The following is a 26,951-nucleotide window of genomic DNA, read 5'->3' on the forward strand; positions in this document are numbered from 1 at the left end:
ATTTGACAGGGCTTGCCCATAGCTGTTTCTGATGCGCAAGGGCATCAAAAACAGCGGGCTTATCGTTGGTTTGGTTTATTAGATTAGGTTAATCGATAGCGAGTACCTTCATTTTAACATAGTCTTCTATCGAACTGTAGTTGTGTCCTTTCTTCTTCATCGAGGCCACAAATGTAGGCGAGGTTCCAGTTGCCTTGGCCGAAAGCACATTTTCGATGGTAATGTTCTTGAAACCCAGTTTCTTGAACTCTTCAAAATCGCTTGCCGTTACACCCAAAGCCTTAAGCGATGTTACTTGCTCGGCTGTTAAGTTGCTAAGGCCTGCTGTTTTGAAGCTTTCGAAATATTCTGGCGTCACGCCGAGTGCTTTCATCGAAAGCAGACCTTCGTCAGATACCTTAAGACCTTTGTCTGTAAAGCCTTTGGCATATTCTGGCGTAATTCTCATTACTTTTCTGGCAATCAGTTTACCCAGTTCGTCATCTTCGTCGGTTCTGGCCGCTTTTTGGGTTGCTTTCCCGATTGTTTTTTCGCTGACTTTTTCGCTGGCTTTTTCAATCTTGCTTTTCACCTTGTCGGCAGCATCTGCCTCGCGGCTTTCGGCATCTGCCATTTTTGCACTTTTCAGGTAGGCGCCGTCAATGCCCTGCGATTTAAAGGTGACCATCTTGTTAGCGCTTATTTTGCTATAACCCGCATCTTTAATTCCTTTAATGAAGTCGGCATCAACATCCAACGCTTTTAGCGGGATCAATTCGCCCAAGCTCACGTCAGACAAGCCTGCCTTTTTTAGCGACTGGATGTACTCGGGTGTTACGTTTAAAGCCACGAGGGGAATCAAGTTGTCTTTAGAAACCTGGTTGTAGCCCAAGCCTTTAAGCGCAGTAACATAGCCTCGTTTCACATTGATCAGGAAAAACACCAAGTTATCTTTTTCTCTGATTCCGCTTACGCCCTCCTTGGTCAGGAAACTGGTAAAATCTGCATTTGGGCTAAATTTGTAAGACCCCATGCCGGTATTGTTTTCAAATTTTCCGGTAAAGTTCATCGTGCCGGCATCACGGGTAATCGAAAAGGAGCCTTCGCTTCCACGCGGCAGGTTTTTAAGGTCTGCCAGCGAAAAGGTATGATTGCTGATATTCTTGCCGTCTTCGTCTGATTCGAAACGGATGTTTACTTTGTCGCCTTTGATGGTGGCAAACCAAGTGCCTTCATTGTCGATCAATCGAAATCTTTCGGCGGTTTTTCTTTGTGCGTCATTCTTTCCATAAGCCTTCGGCTCGTTCAGGAAAGCCACAAATACCAATAATAATGGTACAATAAATAAGTATTTCCACGTAGAGTTTACGTTAGATTTTTTTGCGTTCATCATAACTAATCTTTTTTTAAGAATGGATTGATTGTAGTTGGTGGTCAAACTAGCCGGAAAATGTGGGGCCGAAACCTTTACCAGGCTCATCTGATAGCTGCTTGGCTCAATATCGGAGTTGGCCAGCAGTTCGTTATCCGTCAAAAATTCGAGGTTGTCTTCCATGGCCTTGCGGTACATCCAGGCAAAGGGGTTAAACCACTGAAAAACCAAAGCCAGCTCGGCGATCAAAATATCATAGCTATGTCCTTGCTGTATATGGATTTTCTCGTGCAGGATAATCTGGTTGTAGGTATCCCAATCGTACTTTTCGGGATTGATGAAGATGTTGTTGCCAAAGGAGCAGGGCGCCTGGTTGCCCGCCAGCTCTACAATTCTGAAACGGCCGTCTCTAATTACCGGCCTCGAATAGACGCGATAAAGCAAAACGCAGAGCTGAAAAAGGAAATTGACCGCAAATACGATAACGCCAAGCCAATAGGCCCAAAAAAGCACTTTTAGCAGGGAGATATCCTTAAAGAAAGATTCTTGCTGTTCGTTGCCCGTGCTGATGGTGGCCTTGGGCTGTACAGTTGGCGTAGGTTGCGGTACGTCTACCGCAGGCACCCTACTGTTATCGATCACAGCGGGCACCTCTACATTCGCCTTTCTGAACGACCATTGCTGCGGTACCGGAATTAGAGGCAGGCCAAAAGAAAGTGCCAAACAAATGAGCAGCACAAACCTGTTTAGCGGAAAAAAGGTTTCGTTTTGCAACAACAGCTTATAAAACACCAGGCAGCCCGCCAAGATAAGGGCCACACTCAACACGTAGAACATCATGGTTTCTTCGATTTAATGAGGTTAACAATTTCGGTTAATTCGTCGTCAGACAAGTTCTGCTCCTTGGCAAAGAAGGCCAGCATGCGCGGATAGGAATTGTCGAAGTATTGGCTCACCACGTCTTTAAGGGCATGCTTCTGGTACTCTTCCCTACCGATAACCGGAAAATAACAGAACATATTGCCTACCACATCGTGGCCTAAAAAGCCTTTTTCTTCTAAAATTTTTACCATCGTAGCTACACTGTTGTAATGGGGCTTAGGATCGGGCAACAAAGGGATGATATCCCTGATGAATGCCTTCTCTACTTCCCAAAACACCTGCATAATCTGCTCTTCTCTTTTTGCTAATTTGATCATGTTGTAAAAATTGATAAGCGAATGTACTACTAATTGATTAATACACAAACTAATCGATTAGTATTTGTGTAACTTTTATGTTGCATTTAATTTTTGTGGCGTCGGATTTTTGAAAATCAGGATGGAAAATTGCCTTGCAATTACGATTGGGCTCGCTTTTAGGCAAAAAAACAATATCTTTGCATTTACAAAAATTTGTAACCAATTATGTTTGAAAATTTACAGGACAAGCTAGACAGGGCGTTTAAAGTTTTAAAGGGACAAGGAAGCATTACCGAGATCAACGTGGCCGAAACCATGAAAGAAATCAGGAAAGCTTTGCTAGATGCCGACGTAAATTATAAAACAGCCAAAACCTTTACCGACGAGGTGAAGGAAAAAGCGCTTGGTGCTAACGTACTGACCTCCATTTCTCCGGGCCAGTTGCTCACCAAGATCATGAACGACGAATTGACGGCCTTGATGGGCGGCGAGGTAACCGATCTTGACCTGAAGAGCAACCCTACCATCATATTAATTGCCGGTTTAAACGGTGCGGGTAAAACCACCTTTACCGGAAAATTGGCCCTGCACCTTAAAAGCAAAGGTAAAAAGCCTTTAATGGTAGCCGGCGACGTTTATCGCCCTGCGGCGGTAGACCAGTTACAGGTACTGGGCGAACAGGTTGGCGTGCCGGTTTATGCCAACAAAGAATCGAAAGACCCAATTGCCATTGCCCTAGAAGGTATTGCCGAAGGTAAAAAGAACAACAATAACGTCATCATTATCGATACCGCCGGCCGTTTGTCGATTGACGAAAGCCTGATGAACGAAATTTCGGAAGTAAAGGCCCAAACCAAGCCCCACGAAATCCTATTCGTGGTAGATGCCATGACCGGTCAGGATGCCGTAAATACGGCGAAGGTTTTTAACGACCGACTGGATTTTACCGGTGTGGTGCTTACCAAATTGGATGGCGATACCCGTGGCGGTGCGGCACTTTCGATCAAATCGGTAGTGAACAAACCGATCAAATTTATCGGTACCGGCGAAAAGATGGAAGCTTTAGACGTGTTCTATCCAGACAGGATGGCTTCACGTATTTTGGGCATGGGCGACGTGGTTTCGTTGGTAGAACGTGCACAACAGCAGTTTGACGAGAAAGAAGCCGCCGAACTGCAAAAGAAAATCCGCAAGAACAAATTCGACTTCAACGATTTCTACAACCAGATCCAGCAAATCAAGAAAATGGGCAACATGAAAGATTTGATGGGCATGATTCCGGGGGTAGGCAAGATGATGAAGAACGTTGACATAGACGACGATGCTTTTAAAGGCGTGGAGGCCATCATCCAATCGATGACCCCATTCGAAAAAGAAAACCCAGATAGCATTCAGCAAAGCCGCAGGCTACGCATTGCCAAAGGATCGGGCAGCAAGGTAGAAGATGTAACCAAGCTCATTAAACAATTTGAAGACATGCGCAAGGTGATGAAACAATTCTCTAACCCGGCCGCCGCTGCCAAAATGATGCGCAACATGCCTAAAATGCCGCAGCGCTAGACTTTTAGCTAAAAAACACGAAACGAACCCTCAAGGCTAGGCTTTGGGGGTTTTGTTTTTGCATCAAAGCTTTCGAATAGCTATTTTAGGTTAAAATCCGCAGGTCCAAAATTATAGTAAAATGATTATTTACAATATTGAAGGAAATAGCTTGATTAAAATTCGATATGATGGCACAACCATATCGCTATACTTTGAGAATAGGTTAGGCTGTATTGTGGTAGCCGGTCCTCACCAAGAAGTGGAAAACGATTATTATATCAATTGCAACTCGAACATCAACTTAGCGCTAGGCAAACTGGATGAGGTCATCAATTCGAAAAAAATCAAGTTCTACGAAAATAGCTCCACAAGCATAGCAGATGTATTGGCCTCTTTCGAATCTGGAGAATATTATGTTACGCATATCAATAGCAGTGATTTTATAAAATACCAGCTTCAAAGCAATGGTGAATGTGAGCTGATATGCGGAACTCCATTAAAACAAGAAACCATCGTAGTTTGCACTAAATCGGCTAATGATTTGGACCGTAAAAAGGTCAATGCATTAAAAGAGGCTATTTTAAATGGCGCCACACCCAATGTTTATCTTTATTCCAAACAATATCGTGGGCAAGAACTCTATGGCTATTACTTTATTGTTGAAGGCAACCACCTGCTACAAGCTTACGAGGAGCTTAACATGGAGCCTCTTTTGCTTGCTTTTGTAAATCACCAACCTCTAAAGGATGATTATGATGAAATAGATCCGAACGTCATCAACATCATAACCTCATTTGAAGATATCAAGAATACTTCATATAAATACTTCTATAAATCCTTGTGGCTAAATAGGGAATGATTAGCCGGCTTTCCCAAAAAGAAAAAACACCCTCCTTCCAATTAAAAAAATTAGCCCTTAATTGAATTTTTCAAATAAGCCGTTTGCTTTTTGCAAATGGCCAAAGCATTGTCTAGATTCAAGATTATGCTCGTAAAACCTATGGAAGCGCTGTTTATGATATTACGATTACATATTTATCTCTCTATTAAAATTTATTCTAATTTTTTTGTCGATAGTCGAATATAAATTATCTAACATACATATCTAAAATGACCTCTTATATCATAGATGATGATGTGCACACCATTAATGCAATCATTAAATACATTGAGAAAATACCATTCCTTACAATGATTGGATACCATACTAATCCACTAATAGCGATTGATGAAATCAACAAAGGGAAAAAGCCGGACATTGTTTTTCTGGATGTTGAGATGCCAGAACTTTCTGGTTTGGATGTCATTGATATGCTAGATAAAAGCATTATTGTTGTTTTTATAACGTCACATTCAAAGTATGCACTTCAGGCCTTTCAAAAAGATGTAGTAGATTTTCTTTTGAAACCATTTACGTTTGAACAACTTTTAAAATGTGCGAACAAAATACGAGGAAAAGTTTTATCGAACCCTAATGAGCAAAAAGAAATAAACAAGGCTCAGCTTTTCGTAAATCCTGGATTAAAAGGAAAGATCATCCAGATCGAATTAGGAGAAGTAACCCATATTGAAGCAAACGAGCATTCCGCATGTATAAACCTGATAAATGAAAAGGTCGTTATTAATATGAGTATTAAAAAGATACAGGAACGACTCTCTGAAAAAGCATTTATCCGAGTACATCGAGCGTACATTGTAAATATCCGCGCTATTAAAACCCTTGAAGCAAATCAAATAACACTTAAAAATGGCATTCAAATTCCATTAGGCGAGGCTTATAGAAATGGGGTGATGAAATTATTGCAAGGGTAATGCGTACAATAACCGCGTTTGGTCGTTGAATATGCCTATTCATGAAAAAATTCTCTTACCAATGTCTGTCATTATATTTTTGATAAAAACCTTATTAAAAACTTAACAAAAACTCAATCATGAAAAAAAAACTATTAGCCCTACTGCTTTTTGCAGTAGGCTCTATGGGTCTCACCGCATGTAAAAGCCATACTGACGCGATTTCAGACAGGAATGCTGAAAAATTAATCTACAAAAGAATCGATGACAATTCTAAAGCGACAAAAAACCCTAATTCCATCGACATACAAGAGCGGATTCTAAGTACATATCTAATTAGCTATCAGAACGACTATCTTGAAATGCTGAGAAGTTATGATAAATGGAATCAATATGTTGAAAAAAACAATTTTGTGTTAGATGAAAACAACGTGAAAAAAACCACTATTGTTGACAGTAAAATCATCATGATTACTATTCCATACACATCCGGAGCAGAGAGGGGCTTCTTAAACGTTTACCAGAATAATCGGGCTTTTATTTGGACAAAAATTATAGTAAATCAAGTAACAAACAACGTGCAACATTACAACTTCACCAATTCCGAGAACGAATTAATTATGCAGTTTGACTTGGATAATAAATTTAATTTGTCCAAGTTTGAAGTGTCAAGTGATGAAAATGTAATGCAGAAATCAACTGGTTTTCAATTATTTAGTGCCGAAGCAAATAATACATCTTTGGTAGTTCCAGGAGGTGGCGGTGAGAGTGGCGAAGATTGCTTCAAAAAAGGGATTTCTTATTATAAATGTTTAGAATGTATTATTATAAAGCATTGTGGAAGTGATCTAGTTTGTACTATCGCATGTACGGTTGCTCCTGAAGTGTGTTTAGGTGTATCTATTCTTGCATGTTTACCGGTTATATAAAATGAAATACATAAATCTATAATTATGATTAAATACCTAAAGTACAAAGTGTATATTGCTATGGTAGCAATTACCATTTTTTTTATCATGGGATTTATTGCTTTTATAAAAGACGGCAGCACCGTTCTTTTAGCGATTAGTTCCGCCAGTTTTATCTTACATCTAGTTATTTACTATGTTTTCGTAAAACGTAAGGCAACAACGACAGCCTAACTGTTAACGATTAGGTAATTTAGCTCGGCTCTTTACCGAGAGTTTTTGCAAAGACTATCTTTTCCAGAAGCGAAAAACTACGCCCTCTCCAATTAAAAAAATTAGCCCTTAATTGAATTTTTCAAATAAGCCGTTTGCTTTTTGCAAATGGCCAAAGCATTGTCTAGTTTCAAGATTATGCTCGTAAAAACCTATGGAAGCGCCGTTTGCGGGGTTGATGCCCTCACCATTACCATCGAGGTAAGCATAGACAGTGGCACGCAGTATTTTGTGGTAGGCCTGCCTGATAATGCCGTTAAAGAAAGCTTGTTTAGGGTAGAAAGCGCCATACGCACGGCCGGCTATCGCATGCCTCGACAAAAAATCGTAATCAATCTGGCTCCAGCCGATATCAGGAAAGAAGGCTCAGCCTACGATTTGCCCATTGCCATAGGCATTTTAGCGGCTTCCGGCCAGATAAACGCCACCAAGCTGCACCAATATTTCATCATGGGCGAGCTTTCTTTAGATGGCGCCCTACAAAGCATCAAAGGGGCTTTACCCATTGCATTACAGGCCCTAAACGACGGATTTGCCGGCTTTGTCCTTCCCAAGGCTAACGCGCGCGAGGCAGGAATTGTAAACCAATTATCCGTGTATGGCATGGCCTCCTTATCAGACGTCATAGATTTCTTCAATGAGAAATCAGCTCCCCAACCGGTTATTGTAAATGCCTCAAAAGAGTTTCTTCCCGAAACCAATGCTTATGAGCATGATTTTTCTGACGTAAAGGGACAGGAAAACATTAAACGTGCCTTGGAGATTGCCGCCGCGGGCGGGCATAACGTCATCTTAATTGGACCGCCTGGCGCCGGCAAAACCATGCTGGCCAAACGCCTGCCAACCATCCTGCCCCCCTTAAGCATGCAGGAAGCCTTAGAAAGCACCAAGATTTATTCGGTAGCAGGCAAGCTCACAGCCAAACAGGCCCTCTTAACCGAGCGCCCTTTCCGGGCACCTCACCATACCATTTCTGATGTGGCTTTGGTGGGTGGTGGTATAAATCCGCAACCGGGCGAAATCTCACTGGCTCATAATGGCGTGCTTTTTTTAGACGAACTTCCCGAATTTAAGCGTACCGTACTCGAGGTAATGCGTCAGCCCTTAGAAGATCGAATGGTAAATATTTCAAGGGCTAGATTTGCCGTGGCCTATCCTGCCAGCTTTATGCTGGTGGCTTCTATGAATCCCTGTCCTTGTGGCTTTTTCAATCATCCAGATAAGGAATGCTTATGTGCTCCGGGTGTGGTACAGAAATACCTAAGCAAGATTTCCGGTCCCTTGTTAGACCGCATCGATTTACATGTGGAGGTAACCCCGGTTAATTTTGAGCAACTTGCTTCCAATAGAAAAACCGAAAAAAGCGAACAGATCAGGTCACGCGTAATCAACGCAAGAACCATCCAGGGCGAACGCTTTAAAAACCAGAAAAATCTGCATGCCAATGCACAAATGAGCTCGAACATGGTGCGGCAAATTTGTGTGATAGACGAAACCGGGCAAAACCTCATTAAAATGGCGATGGAAAAACTGGGGCTTTCGGCGAGGGCCTACGATCGTATTTTGAAGGTGGCCAGAACCATCGCCGATTTAGACGAAAGCGAACAGATCAACACTCAACATCTCGCCGAAGCCATCCATTACAGAAGCCTGGATAGAGAAACCTGGGCGGGATGAGGCAAGATGCTTTATTTTTTACTTATGCCGCTTTTTGACAAGACTTGACGAGGCGGTATTTGTAATGTTCATGGCAGGTTTGGCAACGGGTCTTCTCAAGGCCGAAAGCGCTTTGTCGTTGCAACATGATTTGCCTTTGCTTAAACAGGCTTCCTTTTTAACGGGAGTGGCTTTTGGAGCCTTGGTTTGCGCCTGGGCAACAAAACCTGCGACCGTCATTAACAAAGCTAGGGCTATTTTTTTCATCGGGTTAGGTTTAGCTAAGTTCGGCTAATACGGTAATACCGCCTTTTACCACTTGATCCAGCTGCAGGTTTACCTTGGTGCCAATAGGCAGGAAAATGTCGACCCTAGAACCAAATTTGATAAAGCCAAACTGCTCGTTTTGCACCACTTGATCGCCTTCCTTCACGTACCATACAATGCGTCGGGCCAATGCGCCTGCAATTTGCCTAAACAATACCGGTGTGCCGTTTTTATGTTCAACCACTACGGTGGTTCTTTCGTTTTCGGTACTCGATTTGGGGTTCCAGGCGGCTAAATATTTGCCCGGATGGTATTTGAAAAACTTCACAACGCCCGAAATCGGGTTGCGGTTAATGTGTACGTTTACCGGCGACATGAAAATAGAAACCTGCAGGCGTTTGTCTTTGAAATATTCGCCTTCTTCGGTCTCCTCAATAACCACTACTTTACCATCGGCAGGGCATATCACCAGGTTTTCGCCATTGGTAAACGTTCTTTTAGGGTTCCTAAAAAACTGCAGCACGATAATGAAGAGGGCAAAAGACACGATGTAAATCAGCCAGCGAAGCCAGGTTAAATCGGCAAATTTATAGTCAACAAAGGCGTTGAGCAAAAAGATAAACAGAACAGTTAACGCAATGCTGGTATAGCCTTCTTTGTGTATGGTCATTGTTTTGGGGTTTAATATGGCAAAACTCGGAAAAAAAGCGGGAATTTACGAATTACGATTTTAGATTTACAATTTAAGTGGTCCAGCATACACAATCTACGATCGAAAATCTACAATCGCCAATCTATATGGCTCTATAAATGTCTTTCAGGTTTCGGCCAAGCCCATCGTAATCGAGCCCATAACCCACTACAAATTCGTTGGGTATTTCGAAACCCACGTATTTCAGTTCTGCTATGGGGGCTTTGAGTGCCGCAGGCTTAAGCAACAGGCTACAGATACTTACCGATGCTGGCTTTTGTGCGTAAACCTTCTCCAGGATGTACTGCAGCGTTAATCCGGTATCAACAATATCTTCTACCAAAATAACATCGCGGTTTTCCAAGTCGCTGGGCAGGCCAAAGGTTTCCTTGATCTTTCCGCTGCTTTCGGTTCCATGGTAAGAAGCTACGCGGATAAAATTGACCTCGCAGGCAATATCGATTTCTTTCAGCAGATCGGCCATAAACAAAAAACTGCCATTGAGCACGCCTATAAAAACCGGACAGCGGTTTTCGTAATCCAGGTTCAGCTGTATGCCAATGAGGCGGGTCCGTTTGCCAATGGCATCGTTTTCGAGAAAGATTTCGAAGTCTTTGTTGTTTACTTGTATTTTATTCATCTGGGTTTAAGAAGCGCCATTTTCTTTGGCCTTTTCCTGCTCGCGCTCCTTTCGGCGCTGTTCACGACGTTCTTGGCGCAATTGTTTTTTGGTTTTAACGGTATCGGGTCTAATCATGGCTTTATTGTTCGCCGCGGTATCTTTTTTGGCCGAATTGCCACCAAACAAACGGTCGAACAAGCTTTTGCCTTTGTCTTGCATGGCGGCCGGCGGTAACATGCCGTCTTCGTCGGCATCAACAGCAGTGGTATCAACAACCGTCGAATCAGGCAGCAAATACTGCCTTAAGCCCTCACGCAGGCGAACGTTGTAAAAACCGTAGCCACTGGTATCGGCTGGCGTTAGCCCTCTTCTGGCCATGGTGCCTCCAATAAAGTTAAAATAAGGCAACAAATAGCCTTTTAAGCTTCCGTCGCTCATAAACTTATACAAAGCTACTTTGGGCTTCGGTACAATATTGGCCAGGAAAATGCCTTCGCCTATGCTAAGTTCTGCAGGAGTCTTGCCAAAATAATGCCTCGAAGCTTCGCCAATTCCATACACGTTTTGGCCCATTTCGATAATGTTGAAATAAACCTCGAGCATGCGCTGCTTGCTCACCAGCTTGTTGTTTTCAATCAGCCAAACAATCAAAATCTCTTCCGCTTTGCGGGCCAATGTTTTTTGCCTGCTCAAGAAAACATTTTTCACCAATTGCATAGAAATGGTACTGCCACCGCGTTTAAAGCGCTTTTCCTTAAAGTTTACAGCGATGGATTTGCGGATGGATTCTTCCACAAAGCCATGGTGCCTAAAAAACGACGGGTCTTCAGAAGTAAGCAAGGCATTTTTGAAATTGGGCGAAATCTCATCCAGCCGTGTAAAATTGGGGTTAGACGGGCCAATGGTAATGTTGCGCATCGGCTTGCCGTATTCGTAAGGGGTGTACACAAAATCGCTGTTGATTTTCTGCAGGTCGGTTTTGCCCCATTTCACGATTTTAAAATTGGTTGGGGTGAGCGTAGAGTTGAACTTTACGCTGTCTGGAATAGCGGTATCGAGGTAAAAATCGAGGTTGTAGCGCAATTTGCCTTGCACCTGCATGCCCTCTAGCGATTCGAACAATCCCAATGGAAAAGAATCGAAAATAGCCTGGGCATCCTGTTCTTCGGCCTTGAGCTTCATCTCGTAAATTTTGTTGGGCGACAAGGTGTATTTGAGAAAAGGATGGATGGAAGCCTTTTTCAGGTAAACTGTAGAAGTGCTATCCAGGCAAAGGAAGTTGTCGCCAATCAGCATATCGGCATCAATTTTGGCATCCGGCACGATAATGTCGGCCGAGGAAATGCGTTTTTGGTTGATCAGTAGGTTTTTGACACTCCAAGATCCGGATATTTTGTAGTCGCCACCGCTAAAATCGGCTTCCTTCATCTCGGTCCTTACGGTATCGAAGTTGATTTTGGTACTCAGTTTTCGTTCAATGTAAGGCAGTTCTACTTTTTTGCCATCGGCATAAAGCATAATGTTGAGGCGTTTTCTGCTGGGGTTCAGTTTGCCGTTGATGTGCCAGGTAGCCGCCGTATCGTTTACGGTAATGTTCGATTTGAGCTCGCCACCATCTATGGTAGCCGAAGTGGTAAGGAATTTGAGTGTAGCGGTATCGTTGTCGTTCAGCTGCATCATCAGGTTCTTCAGCTGCATGTCGTCGGGAATTTTATAGAAGACCTCGTTTAGCAGGTTGCTGGCCAAATCGCTGAGGGCTACTTTATTCGAGTTGCTGGTACTGTCCTTCTTTTTTCTTTTCAGGATGAAATCGAGGTTGGTAAGCGAATCCTTGAGCACCACATTGAGCTTGCCTTCGCTGAGGTTGATTTCAGACAGCTTTACGTTGCCAAAAATAAGGGGAAAGAGCTTCACGCCCACTGTAATATCGTTAATGGTGGCCAAGGTGTCGCGGTCTTTGGGCACTACCGAAATGTGCTGCATGCGTACGGCACTTAGGCCACTAAAGCCTGCCGATCCGATTTTGATTTCCAGTCCGTAGTCCTTATCCGCTTTGGCAATGGCCTTGGCCATCATTTTTTTGAGCAACGCCTCCCGCTTGCCATAGGCCACCGCACCCAATGCAACAAGAACCAATGCAAAAACACCCAAAACCCAGGCGCCAATCTTGATATATTTTTTAGGAATTCTAATTTGAGGGAATTGCATAAACTAATGTAGAAATTATTGTTAAACAAACGCCTTGGGCAAATGTTTATTTCGTGTTAAAATTACAACAAAAAGGCCTATCACAAATTATTTATGCCTATGTTTTGTTAATTTTGGGGATGATAATTACCAATGAGCAGGTTTTAGCCGCTTTACGACATGTAGAGGACCCCGACCTGAAAAAGGACCTGGTTACGTTGCACATGATCAAAGACCTGAAAATCGAAGGTCAAACCATAGGCTTTACGTTAGAGCTGACTACCCCGGCCTGTCCGATGAAAGACATGCTGAAAAATGCCTGTATCAATGCCATTAAACATTTTGTTACGCCCGATGCCGAAATCAATATCAACATTACGGCCAGGGTTACCAAACCTTTAGATACCACGCAATTGAACGCCATTAAAAATATCATTTTGGTTTCGTCGGGCAAAGGCGGCGTCGGCAAATCAACCGTGGCCAGCAATTTGGCAGTTACCTTAGCCAAAGACGGTGCCAAGGTTGGACTGATTGATGCTGATATTTACGGGCCTTCGGTGCCGATTATGTTCGGGCTGGTTGGAGCCAAGCCAAGCGCACGGGAAGTCGAAAATGGCAAGACTTTGATTTTACCGATCGAAAAATATGGCATCAAGTTGCTTTCTTTGGGCTTTTTTGCCGATCCAGACCAGCCGGTGCCATGGCGCGGGCCAATGGCTTCCAATGCCATTAAGCAGCTGTTTAACGATGCCGATTGGGGCGAATTGGACTACCTGATTGTAGATTTACCTCCAGGAACCGGCGATATCCACATTACCATCAGCCAAAGCTTCCCGATAGCGGGTGCGGTTATTGTAACTACGCCACAACAGGTAGCCCTAGCCGACACCCGAAAAGGGCTGGCCATGTTCAGGATGCCTGGCATTAACATCCCGGTATTGGGGGTTATCGAGAACATGTCGTACTTTACACCGGCAGAGCTTCCTGAGAACAAATACTACATTTTTGGAAAAGATGGTGGCAAAGCATTGGCCGAACAGTACGGAGTACCTTTCTTGGGCGAAATTCCGTTGGTGCAAAGCGTAGCGGCTGCCGGCGATAACGGCGAACCGATAGCTACAGACCCGCAAAGCCCAGTAGCTTTGGCCTTTAGCGAAATTGCAGGCAAAATGGCACAGCAGGTTTCTATACACAACGTACAAGCGGCGAATTGCTAAAAATTTACTATTTTTATACTTTAAAAAATATAAGATGAGTTTAACGGAACAAGTAGAGCAAGCATTAGAAACCATTAGGCCTTATTTAATCGCCGATGGAGGAAATGTTGCCTTAGAAGAGATTACGCCGGAACATGTCGTAAAATTGAGGTTGTTGGGCAATTGCAGCTCCTGCAAAATGAGTTTTATGACCATGAAAGCCGGCATTGAGCAAGCGATCATGAAAGCCGTGCCAGAAATTAAAAGTGTTGTGGCTATTGATTTGGCCGAACAGGAATAGTTTTTTAACACATTTTAACTAGCCAATAAGCCTTTTACACGTATTTTTGTAAAATGAAGTACTGTCTAACCATCATATTATTGCTGTTTTCGGCCGCTGTTTTTGCGCAAGACGGAGGCAAAAGCAATAAACTGGTGCAGTTTTCGGGCATTATTACCGAGGCTGACAGCAATTCTGTTGTACCTTATGTGACCATTACCAACCTGAGCAACAAAGAGCAGAAATATGCTGCCAATTACCAGGGCTATTTTTCTTTTATTGTCCATCCAGGCGATACTCTGCTGTTTTCGGCCGTAGGCTTTACCAGCAAGACCTTTGTGTTGCCTACCGAAATAGCCGACCATAAATACACGGCGATGATCAAGATGAAATCGGAAATTGTGTATTTAAAAACCGTACGTGTAAACCCATGGGCTACGGTAGAAGAATTTACCAAAGACTTTCTGTCTATGAAGGTAGCCGATGACGATATGGCTATTGCTAAGAAAAACCTGTCGAGGACCAGCATTAGGGGCATGACCCTTACTTTGCCAAGAGATGCACAGGAAGTTAGCAACAGTAACTACCGCTACAACTTCGACCGCATGGTGAATGCCAACATGCGCCAAACCAATCCACTGCTTAATCCTTTTGCCTGGGGCAGGCTCATGCAGGAAATCTTTGCCGGCGACAAGGCTCGCAGCGAAGATAAATAAACGCATTTTTTTATGGGGATGATTAGTCCCACCTTGCCAAGAAGGAGAATGGCTGCTTGCTAGGCGCGAGCCCAAAGCTTACTAAAACCTTGATGGCCTGTGTTAGGCACTTCTTTACTGGCGCAATGCCGACTTAGCTACCGATTAAGCTCTACCTTTTCTTGCTTTGCTTAGGGAAACGCATTTTATAGTCGGTACGTACGTTGCCTTTCGAAATGTTTTCCAGCTTGCTTTTTAACAACTGTTTGCGCAACAAGCTCAGCTTATCGGTAAACAACTTGCCTTCAATATGGTCGTATTCGTGCTGGATTACACGAGCTGGAAATCCGCCTACCTCTTCTTCGTGCAACTGCCAGTTTTCGTCGTAGTAACGGATCAGGATGTTAGGTTTGCGCATCACGTCTTCCCTGATTTCGGGAATACTTAAACAACCTTCGTTAAAAGCCCAAGGCTCGCCGGTTTCAGCTAAAATTTCGGCATTGATGAATACCTTTTTGAAAGGCTCTTCGTCTTCGTCGGCACGGGTATCAACAACAAACAGCCTGATGGCCAAACCTACTTGTGGAGCGGCCAGGCCTACGCCATTGGCATTGTACATCGTGTCGAACATATTGCTGATCAACGCTTGCAAATCAGGATAGGTTTCGTCTATTGGCGTACAAACTTTCTTTAAAACAGGGTCTCCGTAGGCTACGATAGGTAATTTCATGTTGCAAAAATACGAAAAAGATTTTATATGGTATTCGGGAGCGTCAGCCCTAATGGCATGGTGCCCATCATAATTGAGTATACTGTATTCCGTCTGAATGAAACTAGTCGACAGGATAGAAAACAAGCGAGCTCAGGTTCTTTTCGTCCAGCATCTCGTTGGCAATGTTTTGCATATCTGCAGTGGTTACGGCGTTGATTTTCTGAAAAACGGTAGTCAGGCTGTCAATCCGATCATAGTCGATCAGGCTTTTGGCCATCGAAATGATCAATCCGATCCGGTTTTCTTCGCCCAAAGCAATTTGACCGATAAACTTGTTCTTGGCCTTGTGCAATTGGATTTCGGTAAAGGGATTGGTCTTTATCTTTCTAAATTCCTTAAAAATAAGGCTCCGGGCTTTGTCAACCTTTTCTTTGTCGGTGCCAAAATAAAGCGCAAAAATTCCGGTATCGCTCAAAGGGCTGTAATTGGTTTCGATGGTATAAGCGATGCCGTGTTTTTCGCGCAGCTGCAGATTCAGGATAGAGCTCATGCCGGTACCGCCCAAAATGTTGTTGAGCAGCAAAAGCCCGGTTTTATAAGGGTGATGCAGCGAATAGGCCTGTATGCCCATCATGCAGTGCGCCTGCATAATCTGCTTGTTAGACACCAGGTTTTGCACCAGCGCCTGCTGTGGAGCCATTCGGTTGCTTTGTCCAGTATTTGCAGGTACGCTTTCGAAATGCTTGGTGCCAATCTTAACCACCTTCGTAAGGTTATAGTTGCCCAAAACGGCTACTACAATTTGGTCGGTACGGTAATGCTGGCGGATAAAATGATGGATATCTTTTTGGCTTAGTGCGCTTACGGTATCAGGAGTACCTAGGATGTTGCGCCCCAAGGCGTGTCCGGCAAAAAGCTGGTCTTCAAAATCGTCGTTAATGGCTTCTTCGGGCTGGTCCAGGTACGAAGTAATCTCGTCGAGCACGACGCCTTTTTCCTTCTCTATTTCCTCTTCTGGAAAAGTAGAATGGAAAACGATATCGTTAAAAAGCTCTAAAGTGCGGTCGAGGTAGGGATGCAGAAAAGAGGCATGGATGCAGGTGTATTCTTTGGTGGTATAAGCGTTCAGGTCGGCACCCACGCTTTCCAGCCGGGTTAAGATCTGGTTGGTATTGCGTTTTTCGGTCCGCTTAAAAATCAGGTGTTCGATAAAGTGGGCCAGGCCCATTTGCGCATCGCTTTCATCTCTCGATCCCGTATTGACAATAATGCAGGCATGAGAAATCGGTGATGCCGAAGGAACGTGCAAAAGCCTGATGCCGTTGCTTAAAGTATGAACATTATATTCCATTGAAGGCGCAAAGCTACGGCAATTTAAGTTATAAAATATCTGTATCCTGTAAACTTAGGGTATCGGCTACCTTGCTGGCAGTAGGCCTGCTCATGACCAGAAAAAGAAAGCTCAGGCCAGCAAAAATCATGAAGAAGGCATTTCCGGCCATGATAAAGGCCACGATATTGGCCAATGCCCCAGCTTCGAAAAAAGCACATTTTATTAGAAAAGCAGTTTGGTACTGTATCAGTTTCGAGCCGTTGTTTTCGGGCGAGTTGATGTTGCCCAAGTGCCTATTGAACAAAATGCTTCCAAAGACAATGCCCAAAATGCTGATCAAAGGAAAAACCAGATCTTCCAGTGTTTTGGGTACTTCAAAATGGATTTCCTGTCGAATAATAAAAAAAGAAATCAGGCCAAATGTAAATACAGCCACGCAAAAAGCGGTATGGATCAGTTGGATTACTTTAAGTTGTTGTTTCATGCAAGTGTAAGTATAATCAAAAATTCAGGAATTCGGTAAAGCAACAAAAAGGGAATATTTTCTATTATCGAAAATATTCCCTTGGATATGTTAAGATATTAGGTCGGTTTATTTTAAAGTCAGCTCAATAACGGGGATTTCGAAATTGGGCTTTTTCTTGGGCAACTTAAGTACCAGGTTGCTAGCGGTCGATTTGTTCAGGTCGGTTTGAAGCTCTGAGTTGTCGTGCAGAAATTGGGCATACGCAACCTTGTCTCTATAGCCCTCCAACACCATATTGCCATCTTTCGGATAATCGAATAAATGCACATACAGCTTTCTGGCTTCTTTGTTATAGGTAAGTTTGGTGCCTTCAACCGCCTTAAATTCGTTTGGCGCGAAGGTGCAGTTGTAAATCGATTTGGAATTGGCATGCATCCAAGAGCCTAAACTATCCAAGGCATTGGTGGCCCTATAGTCAAACTCGCCACGGGCAGTAGGCCCTACGTTCAGCAACAGGTTGCCGCCATTGGCTACCGAAGTAATGAGCAGGTCTAACAACTGGCGATGGGTTTTCCAGGTGTTTTCGTCGCGGTAATAGCCCCAAGAGCCTGAAAAGGTTTGGCAGGTTTCCCACACCTTTCCCCTGTATTTTTCGAGCTCTTTGGTGCCCACTTGTTCGGGTGTTTCAAAATCCTGTCCGTCTTCATACGCTTTCAGGTCTAAACGATTGTCGACAATGATACCCGGTTGCAATTTTCTGATCTGTTTAAGCAATTCTATCGAGCCCCAGTCGTCCTTGCCCTTGCCGTACTTTCCCGGATAGGAGAAATCGAGCCAAAGGATGTCTATTTTTCCATAATTGCTCAACAGTTCGGTAACCTGATTGTACATGTATTTGCGGTATTTGGCCATATCTTTTCCCTTGTTTAGGGCAGCATAGCCACTATCGCTTTCCTTAACCAGTCTTTGCGGGTGCATCCGGTCTATCGTAAAATCGGGGTGATGCCAATCGATCAGCGAGTAATAAAAACCTATCTTAATGCCTTCGGCCCTAAAGGCCTCTACAAATTCTTTGACCAGATCTCTTTTGGCCGGCGTATTGGTGGCTTTATAATCGGTAAATTTACTGTCGAACAGGGTAAAACCTTCATGATGCTTGGTCGTGAGTACCGCATATTTCATCCCTGCTTTTTTTGCCTCCTTGGCCCAAACTTTTGGCTGAAAAAGATCGGGGTTGAATTGCTGAAAATATTTTTCGTAGTCTTGGTTGGTGAGGCGTTCGGCGTTTTTTACCCATTCATGGCGCGCCGGCAAGGCATACAAACCCCAGTGAATAAACATGCCGAAACGGGCATCGGTCCACCATTCCATTCTTTTTATTTTAGCTTCAGGGCTTTCGGTCCCTATTTTTTGTTGCGAAAATGCGGCGGTGTAAACGGCTATCGCAAAAAGCAGGCATAACAGTGTTTTTCTTTTCATGGCTTGATGATTTGGTTAGAGGTATACAAGATAACCAGAAGCCTGCATTTAAAATTAAGCGCAATTGGCAAATGATTATGCTTTTTACACCTAAAGTAGTAGCCTTTCCGGGCATAAACGCTTGTTGAGCAAGGTTTTGGTCGGCAGGATGTTTGACAGGTTTTACCGTATTCGCTGTCATTTTGACCTGTTTCACATTTTGGAACAGGGCTTGATGGGTAAGGATATAATCAAAAAATTAGAAATTAAAATATGACAACAGAAAAAGGAAATATTTCCATACACACGGAGAACATTTTCCCGATCATCAAGAAATTCCTGTATTCGGATAATGAGATCTTTTTAAGGGAATTGGTTTCTAACGCAGTTGATGCGGTACAAAAAATAAAACGATTGGCGGCCTTGGGCCAGTACAATGGCGAGCTAGGCGAACCTCTGGTAGAAGTAAAGCTTGACGAAAAAGCCAAAACCATTACCATTAGCGACAATGGCTTGGGCATGACTGCCGAAGAAATCAAAAAATATATCAACCAAGTTGCCTTTTCGGGCGCCAGCGAGTTTGTAGAGAAATTTAAGGACGCCAAAGATGCCAATGAAATTATCGGCAAGTTTGGTTTGGGCTTCTACTCTGCATTTATGGTAGCCGATTGGGTTGAAATCCAAACCTTGTCATATCAGGAAGGTGCAGCCGCGGCCAAATGGACCTGCGATGGCAGCACCGAATTTGAGATTGCCGACGGTAACCGTACCACCAGGGGTACCGATATTATTTTGCACATCAACAGCGAATCGGAGGAATTTTTACACGAACACAAGCTGCAGGAGATTTTGGATAAATACGCCAAATTCTTGCCAATGCCAATTAAATTCGGCACCAAAACCACACAAGAAGAAGACGGACAGGACGAAGAAGGCAAAACCAAATACAAATCGGTTGAGGTAGACAACATTATCAATACCACCAATCCGATCTGGACCAAAGCGCCTGCAGATTTGTCAGACGAAGATTATCTCGATTTTTACAAGCAGCTTTACCCTTTTTCGGAAGAGCCTTTGTTTTGGATCCACTTGAATGTAGACTATCCGTTTAACCTAACAGGGGTGCTTTATTTCCCTAAGGTAAAAGACGACTTCGATCTGCAACGCAACAAAATCAAGCTGTTCAGCCGCCAGGTGTTTATTACCGACGAAGTAAAAGACATCGTGCCAGAGTTCCTGATGTTGCTGCATGGCGTAATCGACTCGCCGGATATTCCGTTGAACGTGTCGAGAAGCTTCTTGCAAGCCGATAGCAACGTGAAAAAGATCAACAGCTACATCACCAAAAAAGTAGCCGATAAACTGGCCGAGCTGTTTAACAAAGACCGTAAGGCCTACGAAGAAAAATGGAGCAACATCGGTCTTTTTGTGAAGTATGGCATGATCAGCGAAGAGAAATTCTACGAAAAAGCCAAAGATTTCGCTTTGTTGACCAATACACAAAATGAGAACTTTACCCTAGAAGAATACAAGGAAAAAATCAAGGCCGAGCAAACCGATAAAAACGGTTCGTTGGTTTACCTGTACACTACCGATCCTGATAAACAAGACGGTTTTATCCAGGCCGCCAATAAAAAAGGCTACGACGTGTTGCTGATGAATTCGCCTATCGATGGCCATTTTGTAAGCAGCCTGGAGCAAAAACTGGAAAAAACCTTGCTTAAACGTGTTGACGCCAGTGTAACCAACCAGCTGATTGAAAAAGACGAGCTGCACGAATCAGTATTGAGCGATGAGCAGTCGGCCCAGGTGAAATCCATTTTCGAAAAAGCCATTGTAAAACCAGGCTTCAGCGTAGAAGTGGTAGGCTTAAGTCCAGACGACGCGCCGGTAACCATTACCATGGACGAATTTATGCGCCGCATGAAAGATATGGCCAAAATGGGCGGAGGCATGAGTTTTTATGGCAACATGCCCGATAGCTATAAGGTAGCCATTAACGGCAACCACAAATTGGTAGGCAAGATTTTGGCCACAACCAATGAAGAAGAGCAAAGCAAATACGCTAAACAGGCTGTAGACTTGGCCCTGCTTTCGCAAGGCATGCTTACTGGAGCAGAATTGACAGATTTTGTTAACCGCAGCGTAGAGCTGATCTAATAACCGAAATAAGAAAGGGTGTTTTAATCAAAACACCCTTTCGCTTTTTAATGCCTTTTTATGAGAAGAAGACTTCAATTCGCTCCCATAGCCATATTTTTATTTGTTTTTGCCTTGTTAAACGCCTACGTAACGGAGGGCTTGAGGCTGGTGGTTCCGTATTACGTATTGGCCATTTTTTGGTCGGTCGTAGTCGTTGTAACCCTTGCCTTGGCGGGTTCTATTTTTTACAGCCGTGGCAGAGAACTGGGTACGGCCTTCAAAATTTCGGCACATGCTTTTTTGGTGCTTTTGGTAAGCGAACTGCTCTTTGCCGTGGTATTGCTGTTTGGCGATGTTTATCGGCTGTTGGCAGGTACGGTTCATCTCATTGGCAACCACCGGTTTTTGGCGCCGGTTAGAAATCCTTATTGGGTAGATTTTGGCCTGGTGCTTTTCGGTTTAAGTGTGCTCTTGTTCGTTTACGGAATGCTACGGGGCAAATATGCGTATCGGGTAATCCATCATACTTTGCATTTCAACGATTTGCCCAAGGCTTTCGATGGCTTTACCATTACCCAGATTTCGGATGTACATGCGGGCAGCTTTAAAAACCAGGCCGCCGTGCAAAGGGGTATCGACCTGATTAAACAACAGGATTCGGATTTATTTGTGTTTACCGGCGACCTGGTTAACAACAAAGCCGAAGAAATCAAGCCATGGATTGGTCATTTTTCGCAAATCAAGGCACGCTACGGCCAGTTCTCGGTATTGGGCAACCACGATTATGGCGATTATGTAAAATGGCCAAGCGATGAGGCTAAAAGGGCAAATCTGGCGCAGTTGAAAAAATACCATGCCGAATTGGGTTTCCGTTTGTTGCTCGACGAACACGTAATCTTGCAAAAAGAAGGCGAGCACATTATTTTGGCGGGCATAGAAAACTGGGGGCTCGGTTTTGGCGAGCGTGGCGACCTGCAAAAGGCACTGGAGCAAACCACCACCACCGAATTTAAGGTACTGCTTTCGCACGATCCGTCGCATTGGGAGCAACAGGTCAAAAACAATCCCTCAAAAATACAGCTAACCTTGGCCGGACATACGCACGGCATGCAGTTTGGCATCGAGGCTTTTGGCATCAAATGGAGCCCGGTTAAATTCCGCTACAACCATTGGGCGGGTATCAAAGCAGAAAACGGAAGATACCTGAACGTAAACAGAGGCTTTGGGTTTATCGGTTTTTCGGGACGCGTGGGCATTTGGCCAGAGGTAACGGTTATTACCCTTAAAAGAGCCTAGCCAAAAATTTCATAAAAAATAAGGGGCTTGTAGCGTTTGGCCCATTGGCGCCGTATAGGTTGGTAATATGTTAATGGCCATTAACCAATATGTACAAGTACCTTAAAATTTAATTATGAAATTACTCCATTACAAAGTTATCATTGCCGCTATTGCGCTCTCTATTGCTTTCGCTTCATGTTCAAAGATAAAGTCTACGCCCGTACAGCTTTCGGGCTTAAGCCTCATCAACGCTGTGCCTACTGACGAAAAACTGGATGTTTTTATCGATAATGGCAAGGTAACCAATAACAATTTTGCCTACCTCGACAAATGGGATTATGCAAATGCCTATTCTGGCAACCGAAAAGTTGACATTTCCAAACAAGGAAGCGGCCTAAACCTAAGAACCGAGGTAATCAGCATGGAACCCCAGTTCGGCTATTCGCTTTTCGTTATTGATAAACTAGACAATGTGAAGCTCTTGTTGTTGAAAGACGACCTGACTACGCCAGCAACCGGAAAGGCAAAAGTTCGTTTTGTGAATTTAAGCCCCGATTCTGATCCCTTGGATTTGGCTATCGTTGGCAAAGCCGATCCATTGGCGACCAATAAAGCCTTCAAGGAATTCAGTACTTTCGAGGCGGTTGATGCGGCGGCTTCTGTAACCTTCAACATTAAAAACAAGGCTACAGGTGCTGTTTTGGCTACGCTAACCAATATCAACGTAGAGAGTGGCAAAATCTATACTATTTATGCCAGGGGCCTAAAGGCATCTGTTGATGGCCCAACCGTATTCGGTGCCACTATTTTTACACACAAATAGTTCACCAAAGGCTTCCCACTAGTTCGGAAGCCTTTTTCTTGGCCGCAAGCTACAGGCTCGAACCGAAGAACCCTGGCTTGTGGCCTTTTAATTTTTGAGGACTAATGTTAAAATTGGTGAAAGCTATTTTTTTAGTTGAAACTAAGCATTAAGTTTGTTTTGATTATTGCCTTAAGCCTCAATGCACCTTTTCAGATTTGTCTTAATTTTATCGATTGCATTGAGCTGTGGCCTCTCCCAATTAAGGGCCCAAACCTTGCACAAGCTCGGGGGCAGCATCATCGATACGGCAGGCAAACCCATCGGCGAAGCCAATATCCTGCTGATCGCAGGTGCGGATACGCTCCGAACCACCAGCAACAAAGACGGTCGTTTTAGTTTTAAGGATATCAAGGCCTCCAAAGTAACCCTCAACATCAGTATCATCGGTTACGAGCGCTATGGGGCATTGCACGAACTCAAAGAAAAGACCACGACTTTAGCGCCTGTTACACTCAAAAATGCGGGCGAAATGCTCAAGGAGGTTGTCATCAGGCCCCAGCCCCAGCCCATTCGGATCAAGAAAGATACCATCGAGTACGATGCGGCCGCTTTTAATGTAATGGAAGACGATCGGGTGACCGAGCTGCTAAAGCAATTGCCGGGCATGGAGGTTGACGGCGACGACAATGTAAAAACCATGGGCAAGGAAATGACCAAGCTCCGGGTAAACGGCAAAGATTTCTTTACCAATAACGTTAAAGATTTTATCAGCAAGCTACCGGCTAGCATCGTGGCCAAAATACAAGTGATAGACGATTATGGCGATCAGGCCAATTTTACGGGCATCAAGGTGGGCGAACCTATCAAAATGCTCAACATTGTAACCAAGCCGGGTATGGACAAAGGTGTATTTGGCACCATAAGTACCGTTGGTGGCACCAACAGCCAGTACGGGGCAAAGCTCAACAGCAATATCTGGAGAGACCAAACGCAAATTGGCTTTAATGGCGGCTTTAACAAGGCCAACAACGGCGCGGGAAGCAGCAAAAACAGCAGCGCCAATGGCAGTTATCTTGACAAGATTGGCAAGAACATCAACAGCAATCTCAATTATAATTTTGGCAATATGCAAAGCGATAGCCAACGCGAGTCGCTGATTGAGACCACGAATACCCTCGGTACGATTTTTAATCAGACAGGAAGCAACGGCAATAACAAAAGCAACAACAATAGCCTCGCCTGGGGCATACAGTCGTCTACCAAAAAAAGATTTTTCGTCATTAACCTTGGCTTGTCTCAAAACAAGGGAGCGAGCAATAGTCAAAGCTTTTCTAGGCAAAGCGGCATCGTAAAACAAGACCTGAACGATGAAAACAGATCTTCTAGCCGTACGCCGAATATCAATGTCGGCGGCTCATGGTCGCAACGTTTTAAGCAAAGTAGGAATAACGTGAGCTTTAACTTTAATTTTAGCCGGGGTGTTACCAGCAGCGATCAGCAAATCAACAGCCACACCACTTATTACGACCCCAATAGCAGCGCTATGGTTAAAGACTCGATTTTAAATAGGTTGATAGATAGCCAGAACAAAAGTACCAATTTAGGCGGGGGCCTGAGCTTTAGCCAAACCTTGGGGAAAAAAGATACCATAGCTTCGCGAAACCTGAACATATCCTACAATTTTTCGGTAGGCAATGTCGAAAATTCGCTGCTTACCTATGTAACCGATGCGCAAGGTATTTCGCATTATGTTGATACGCTCAGCAATCGCTACCATTCTACCAATATCACGCAGAGTGCAGGCATCAGCTACAGCTACAACGCCAAGAAACTGAGCTACAACTTGGGCATTAACGCACAGCCCAACTTGATGAGGGGCAAATACGAAGACCGTAACGAACGCATCAGCAATAGCACGCTCAATTACTCGCCTACCCTTAACGTAAGTTACCGCATATCGCCCTCCAACTCGTTTTCGGCCTATTACAATGGCAGCAGCCGGGCGCCGGGCTTCTATCAGCTGCAACCGGTAAAAAACACACAGAACCTGCAAAACATAGTTATCGGAAACCCCGAACTCAAGCCGTCTTTCAGTCATGCCATCAACATGAATTATAACCTGGTAGGCTTAAAAACCGGCAAATCGCTACAGTTGGGCATTGGGGCTTCTACCGTGCAGAACCAGATTGTAACCAACGTAATTTTGCGGCGCGATACCCTGAATAGCCTAAAACAGGAAACCCACTACGAAAACACCAACGGAACTTACAACGTAAATGGGAACTACGCGCTTACCCTTCCCTTTGGCAACCGGAAATACAATGTTGGCCTCAGAGGCAACGTGGGCTATTCGCAAAATGTGTCGTTTACCGATAACGTAAAGCTCTTTAACCACGGCGTTAATTTTAGCCAAGCCCTTAATTCCGGCTACAATAGCAAGAAGTTCTCGGCAAGCGGAAGCGTAAGCTATAGCCTGAGCACCAATAACTATTCGTTGCAGCAACAAAACATTAAAAACATCGAGAACTGGTTTTTTAACCTCACTGCACGCGCCAACCTGTTTAAGGGATTGAATGTAGGCTTAAACGGCTCTAAAAGGATCAATTCGGGCTATGCTTTGGGCAATAACAATCCGCTGATTATTAACGCCAGCATCAGCCAAGCCTTTTTTAAAAAGAAATCGGCTACCATTAGTATACAGGGCTACGACTTGCTAAAGCAAGGCAACAACCTGTCGCGTTATGTTTCAGGCAACTCGATTGTCGACAGCAGGTCTAACCAGCTTACCCGCTATTTTACGTTTAACCTAAGCCTCAATTTGCAGCAATTTGGCTCAAAATAAGCCAATCGAATAATCGTTATATTTGCAAGGATGAAAAATAAAGCTGTTGCGATAAAAAAGTATATAATCAATGGCCTGTTTATTGGTTTATTGGCCTTGTTGCTTTTTGTGCCTTCGGCAAAAGCGCTTGTAATCAGAGGGCTGATGGAAATCGGGTTATACAATCCGGAAGTAGCGGCCAAGCCCGTTACCGCAAAGGCCGATTTATCGGGCATTCGGTTTAAAGATGCAAAAGGAAGAACGCTGAGCCTGGCCGATTTGGAAGGCAAGGTTATCTTCCTTAATTTCTGGGCTACCTGGTGTCCGCCATGCCTAGCCGAAATGCCTTCGGTAAACAAGCTTTATGAGCACTATAAAAACGATAGTGAAGTGGTCTTTTTGCTGGTGGATGCCGATAGCGACTTTGCAAAATCGCAGGCCTACATGGACCGCAAAAAATATGCTTTGCCTGTGTACAACTTTGCCAGCAACTTGCCCGAAACCTTGTTTAAAGGAGCGTTGCCAACTACCGTGGTGTTCGACAAAAAAGGACGTTTGAGCTATAGGGGCGAAGGCGCCGCCAATTATGCCAGCAAAAAGTTCGTCGGCTTTATCGAACAGCTCAAAGCCTTAAAAAACTAAGATTATGCAACCATTTGATATAGAGATCGGAAATACCAGTTATGCGGTTTTTCCGGAAGGAAACAACACCTACACCATTTTTAAAAACGGGAAAATGTATGTACAGATCCAGAAAGACACCGAATCAATCTGGCTAAAGCTCGACGAGCAAACCGAAACCCCTTTGTTTGAAGAAAATCCTGAAATCAACGAAATAGGCAAACGCATAGAGGCCTATAAAGAACTACCCGAAGAAGAGGACGAAGATTAATGCCCTTATTCGTTATTTCGGATAATCAGGTAATAGATCACGTAAAGCCAGCCGAAAAGGCCCGCTAAGGCTGCGGTTAACACCGAATTGGTCCTTGTCCAACAAATGGCAACAGCCAAGGCGCTACCGATGCCAATTCCGTTGCCGATAGCCGTATTGGCTACATTGCCATCGGCGGCCAAGAGCGTGGTAATTGAACCGAAAAAAACAAAAAGGAATAATAAAGTCGACTTTTTTAACATAGCGAAGAGTTTGGTTTTGCATAAATATAAGCTACTTGGCTAGACAATAAAAAGGCAAGTTGCAATTGCCTGTTTTTACTCAATGCCATTTTCCGGTGCGCAGGTAATAGCGCAGCAGGGCCAGCAATGCCAGGCAAAACGACAAGCCCAAAAGGTATAGGC

The 26,951-nt window shown here is 44.0% G+C and carries 25 protein-coding genes; 14 read left to right on the forward strand and 11 right to left on the reverse strand.

The genetic code is table 11. The annotated features are described in order from the left end of the window. Window positions 1–88 precede the first annotated feature (88 nt). Complete coding sequence (locus tag AC6H1S_RS18320) at window positions 89–2,191, reverse strand: M56 family metallopeptidase (protein ID WP_497564548.1); 2,103 nt, start codon at window positions 2,189–2,191, stop codon at window positions 89–91. Continuing rightward, complete coding sequence (locus AC6H1S_RS18325) at window positions 2,188–2,550, reverse strand: BlaI/MecI/CopY family transcriptional regulator (RefSeq protein WP_199139915.1); 363 nt, start codon at window positions 2,548–2,550, stop codon at window positions 2,188–2,190. The genes AC6H1S_RS18320 and AC6H1S_RS18325 overlap by 4 nt, the downstream gene beginning before the upstream one ends. A 207-nt stretch (window positions 2,551–2,757) precedes the next feature. Here AC6H1S_RS18325 and ffh point away from each other — a divergent pair, with 207 nt between their 5' ends. The 5 genes from ffh (at window position 2,758) to AC6H1S_RS18350 (ending at window position 8,723) form a co-directional block, all read left to right on the forward strand. After that, window positions 2,758–4,092, forward strand: coding sequence for a signal recognition particle protein (ffh, locus tag AC6H1S_RS18330; protein WP_199139917.1), 1,335 nt, complete (start codon window positions 2,758–2,760; stop codon window positions 4,090–4,092). Between the two features lie 121 nt (window positions 4,093–4,213). Then, a complete protein-coding gene (locus AC6H1S_RS18335; RefSeq protein WP_199139919.1) occupies window positions 4,214–4,933 on the forward strand; it encodes a hypothetical protein in 720 nt (239 codons plus the stop codon). 251 nt (window positions 4,934–5,184) lie between these two features. Further along, window positions 5,185–5,886 carry a LytR/AlgR family response regulator transcription factor gene (locus AC6H1S_RS18340; RefSeq protein WP_497564549.1) on the forward strand — a complete coding sequence of 234 codons (702 nt, stop codon included), beginning with the start codon at window positions 5,185–5,187 and terminating at the stop codon, window positions 5,884–5,886. Window positions 5,887–6,005: 119 nt separating this feature from the next. Further along, window positions 6,006–6,794, forward strand: a complete 789-nt coding sequence (locus AC6H1S_RS18345; RefSeq protein WP_497564550.1) for a hypothetical protein — start codon at window positions 6,006–6,008, stop codon at window positions 6,792–6,794. A gap of 390 nt (window positions 6,795–7,184) precedes the next feature. Further along, a complete protein-coding gene (locus tag AC6H1S_RS18350) occupies window positions 7,185–8,723 on the forward strand; it encodes a YifB family Mg chelatase-like AAA ATPase (protein ID WP_497566032.1) in 1,539 nt (512 codons plus the stop codon). An 18-nt stretch (window positions 8,724–8,741) separates the two neighbouring features. Here the strand turns inward: AC6H1S_RS18350 and AC6H1S_RS18355 are convergent, their stop codons facing one another. The 4 genes from AC6H1S_RS18355 to AC6H1S_RS18370 form a co-directional block, all read right to left on the reverse strand. Continuing rightward, window positions 8,742–8,969, reverse strand: a complete 228-nt coding sequence (locus AC6H1S_RS18355) for a hypothetical protein (protein ID WP_497564551.1) — start codon at window positions 8,967–8,969, stop codon at window positions 8,742–8,744. 10 nt (window positions 8,970–8,979) lie between these two features. Continuing rightward, on the reverse strand, window positions 8,980–9,639 hold the full coding sequence (locus AC6H1S_RS18360; protein WP_199137843.1) for a phosphatidylserine decarboxylase family protein: 660 nt from the start codon (window positions 9,637–9,639) through the stop codon (window positions 8,980–8,982). Window positions 9,640–9,763: 124 nt separating this feature from the next. Then, complete coding sequence (gene hpt, locus AC6H1S_RS18365; RefSeq protein WP_199137845.1) at window positions 9,764–10,300, reverse strand: hypoxanthine phosphoribosyltransferase; 537 nt, start codon at window positions 10,298–10,300, stop codon at window positions 9,764–9,766. A 6-nt stretch (window positions 10,301–10,306) separates the two neighbouring features. Then, window positions 10,307–12,490, reverse strand: a complete 2,184-nt coding sequence (locus AC6H1S_RS18370; RefSeq protein ID WP_199137847.1) for a transglycosylase domain-containing protein — start codon at window positions 12,488–12,490, stop codon at window positions 10,307–10,309. A gap of 119 nt (window positions 12,491–12,609) precedes the next feature. Between AC6H1S_RS18370 and AC6H1S_RS18375 the strand changes: the two genes are divergently transcribed. From AC6H1S_RS18375 to AC6H1S_RS18385, 3 genes are read left to right on the forward strand one after another with little or no spacing between them, the layout of a single operon-like run. Continuing rightward, entirely contained in the window at window positions 12,610–13,686 is a 1,077-nt protein-coding gene (locus tag AC6H1S_RS18375; protein WP_497564552.1) for an Mrp/NBP35 family ATP-binding protein, read from the forward strand. Window positions 13,687–13,720: 34 nt separating this feature from the next. After that, complete coding sequence (locus tag AC6H1S_RS18380) at window positions 13,721–13,966, forward strand: NifU family protein (protein ID WP_199137851.1); 246 nt, start codon at window positions 13,721–13,723, stop codon at window positions 13,964–13,966. Between the two features lie 53 nt (window positions 13,967–14,019). Beyond that, the gene (locus AC6H1S_RS18385) at window positions 14,020–14,661 is read left to right on the forward strand and encodes a peptidase associated/transthyretin-like domain-containing protein (protein WP_497564553.1); all 642 of its coding nucleotides are present in this window, start codon (window positions 14,020–14,022) and stop codon (window positions 14,659–14,661) included. A 151-nt stretch (window positions 14,662–14,812) separates the two neighbouring features. Here AC6H1S_RS18385 and def read toward each other — a convergent pair whose 3' ends face one another. The 4 genes from def to AC6H1S_RS18405 form a co-directional block, all read right to left on the reverse strand. After that, window positions 14,813–15,370 carry a peptide deformylase gene (gene def, locus AC6H1S_RS18390; RefSeq protein WP_199137854.1) on the reverse strand — a complete coding sequence of 186 codons (558 nt, stop codon included), beginning with the start codon at window positions 15,368–15,370 and terminating at the stop codon, window positions 14,813–14,815. A 103-nt stretch (window positions 15,371–15,473) separates the two neighbouring features. Then, window positions 15,474–16,703, reverse strand: coding sequence for a M16 family metallopeptidase (locus AC6H1S_RS18395; RefSeq protein ID WP_497564554.1), 1,230 nt, complete (start codon window positions 16,701–16,703; stop codon window positions 15,474–15,476). A 28-nt stretch (window positions 16,704–16,731) separates the two neighbouring features. Continuing rightward, the gene (locus AC6H1S_RS18400; protein WP_497564555.1) at window positions 16,732–17,169 is read right to left on the reverse strand and encodes a hypothetical protein; all 438 of its coding nucleotides are present in this window, start codon (window positions 17,167–17,169) and stop codon (window positions 16,732–16,734) included. A 108-nt stretch (window positions 17,170–17,277) separates the two neighbouring features. After that, entirely contained in the window at window positions 17,278–18,630 is a 1,353-nt protein-coding gene (locus tag AC6H1S_RS18405) for an alpha-L-fucosidase (protein ID WP_497564556.1), read from the reverse strand. 252 nt (window positions 18,631–18,882) lie between these two features. Here AC6H1S_RS18405 and htpG point away from each other — a divergent pair, with 252 nt between their 5' ends. The 6 genes from htpG to AC6H1S_RS18435 all read left to right on the forward strand — a co-directional run bounded on the left by htpG (window position 18,883) and on the right by AC6H1S_RS18435 (window position 26,547). Continuing rightward, window positions 18,883–20,769, forward strand: coding sequence for a molecular chaperone HtpG (gene htpG, locus AC6H1S_RS18410; protein ID WP_497564557.1), 1,887 nt, complete (start codon window positions 18,883–18,885; stop codon window positions 20,767–20,769). A 60-nt stretch (window positions 20,770–20,829) separates the two neighbouring features. Beyond that, on the forward strand, window positions 20,830–22,047 hold the full coding sequence (locus AC6H1S_RS18415) for a metallophosphoesterase (RefSeq protein ID WP_497564558.1): 1,218 nt from the start codon (window positions 20,830–20,832) through the stop codon (window positions 22,045–22,047). Window positions 22,048–22,162: 115 nt separating this feature from the next. Then, entirely contained in the window at window positions 22,163–22,852 is a 690-nt protein-coding gene (locus AC6H1S_RS18420; protein ID WP_497564559.1) for a DUF4397 domain-containing protein, read from the forward strand. 256 nt (window positions 22,853–23,108) lie between these two features. Continuing rightward, window positions 23,109–25,676: a TonB-dependent receptor gene (locus AC6H1S_RS18425; RefSeq protein WP_497564560.1), complete on the forward strand. Its 2,568-nt coding sequence runs from the start codon at window positions 23,109–23,111 to the stop codon at window positions 25,674–25,676. 30 nt (window positions 25,677–25,706) lie between these two features. Next, entirely contained in the window at window positions 25,707–26,297 is a 591-nt protein-coding gene (locus tag AC6H1S_RS18430; RefSeq protein WP_199137865.1) for a TlpA family protein disulfide reductase, read from the forward strand. A gap of 4 nt (window positions 26,298–26,301) precedes the next feature. After that, window positions 26,302–26,547, forward strand: a complete 246-nt coding sequence (locus AC6H1S_RS18435; RefSeq protein WP_497564561.1) for a hypothetical protein — start codon at window positions 26,302–26,304, stop codon at window positions 26,545–26,547. 5 nt (window positions 26,548–26,552) lie between these two features. Here AC6H1S_RS18435 and AC6H1S_RS18440 read toward each other — a convergent pair whose 3' ends face one another. Then, window positions 26,553–26,789 carry a hypothetical protein gene (locus AC6H1S_RS18440; RefSeq protein ID WP_497564562.1) on the reverse strand — a complete coding sequence of 79 codons (237 nt, stop codon included), beginning with the start codon at window positions 26,787–26,789 and terminating at the stop codon, window positions 26,553–26,555. Between the last annotated feature and the right edge of the window lie 162 nt (window positions 26,790–26,951).

This window comes from Pedobacter sp. TM02 (assembly GCF_059705275.1).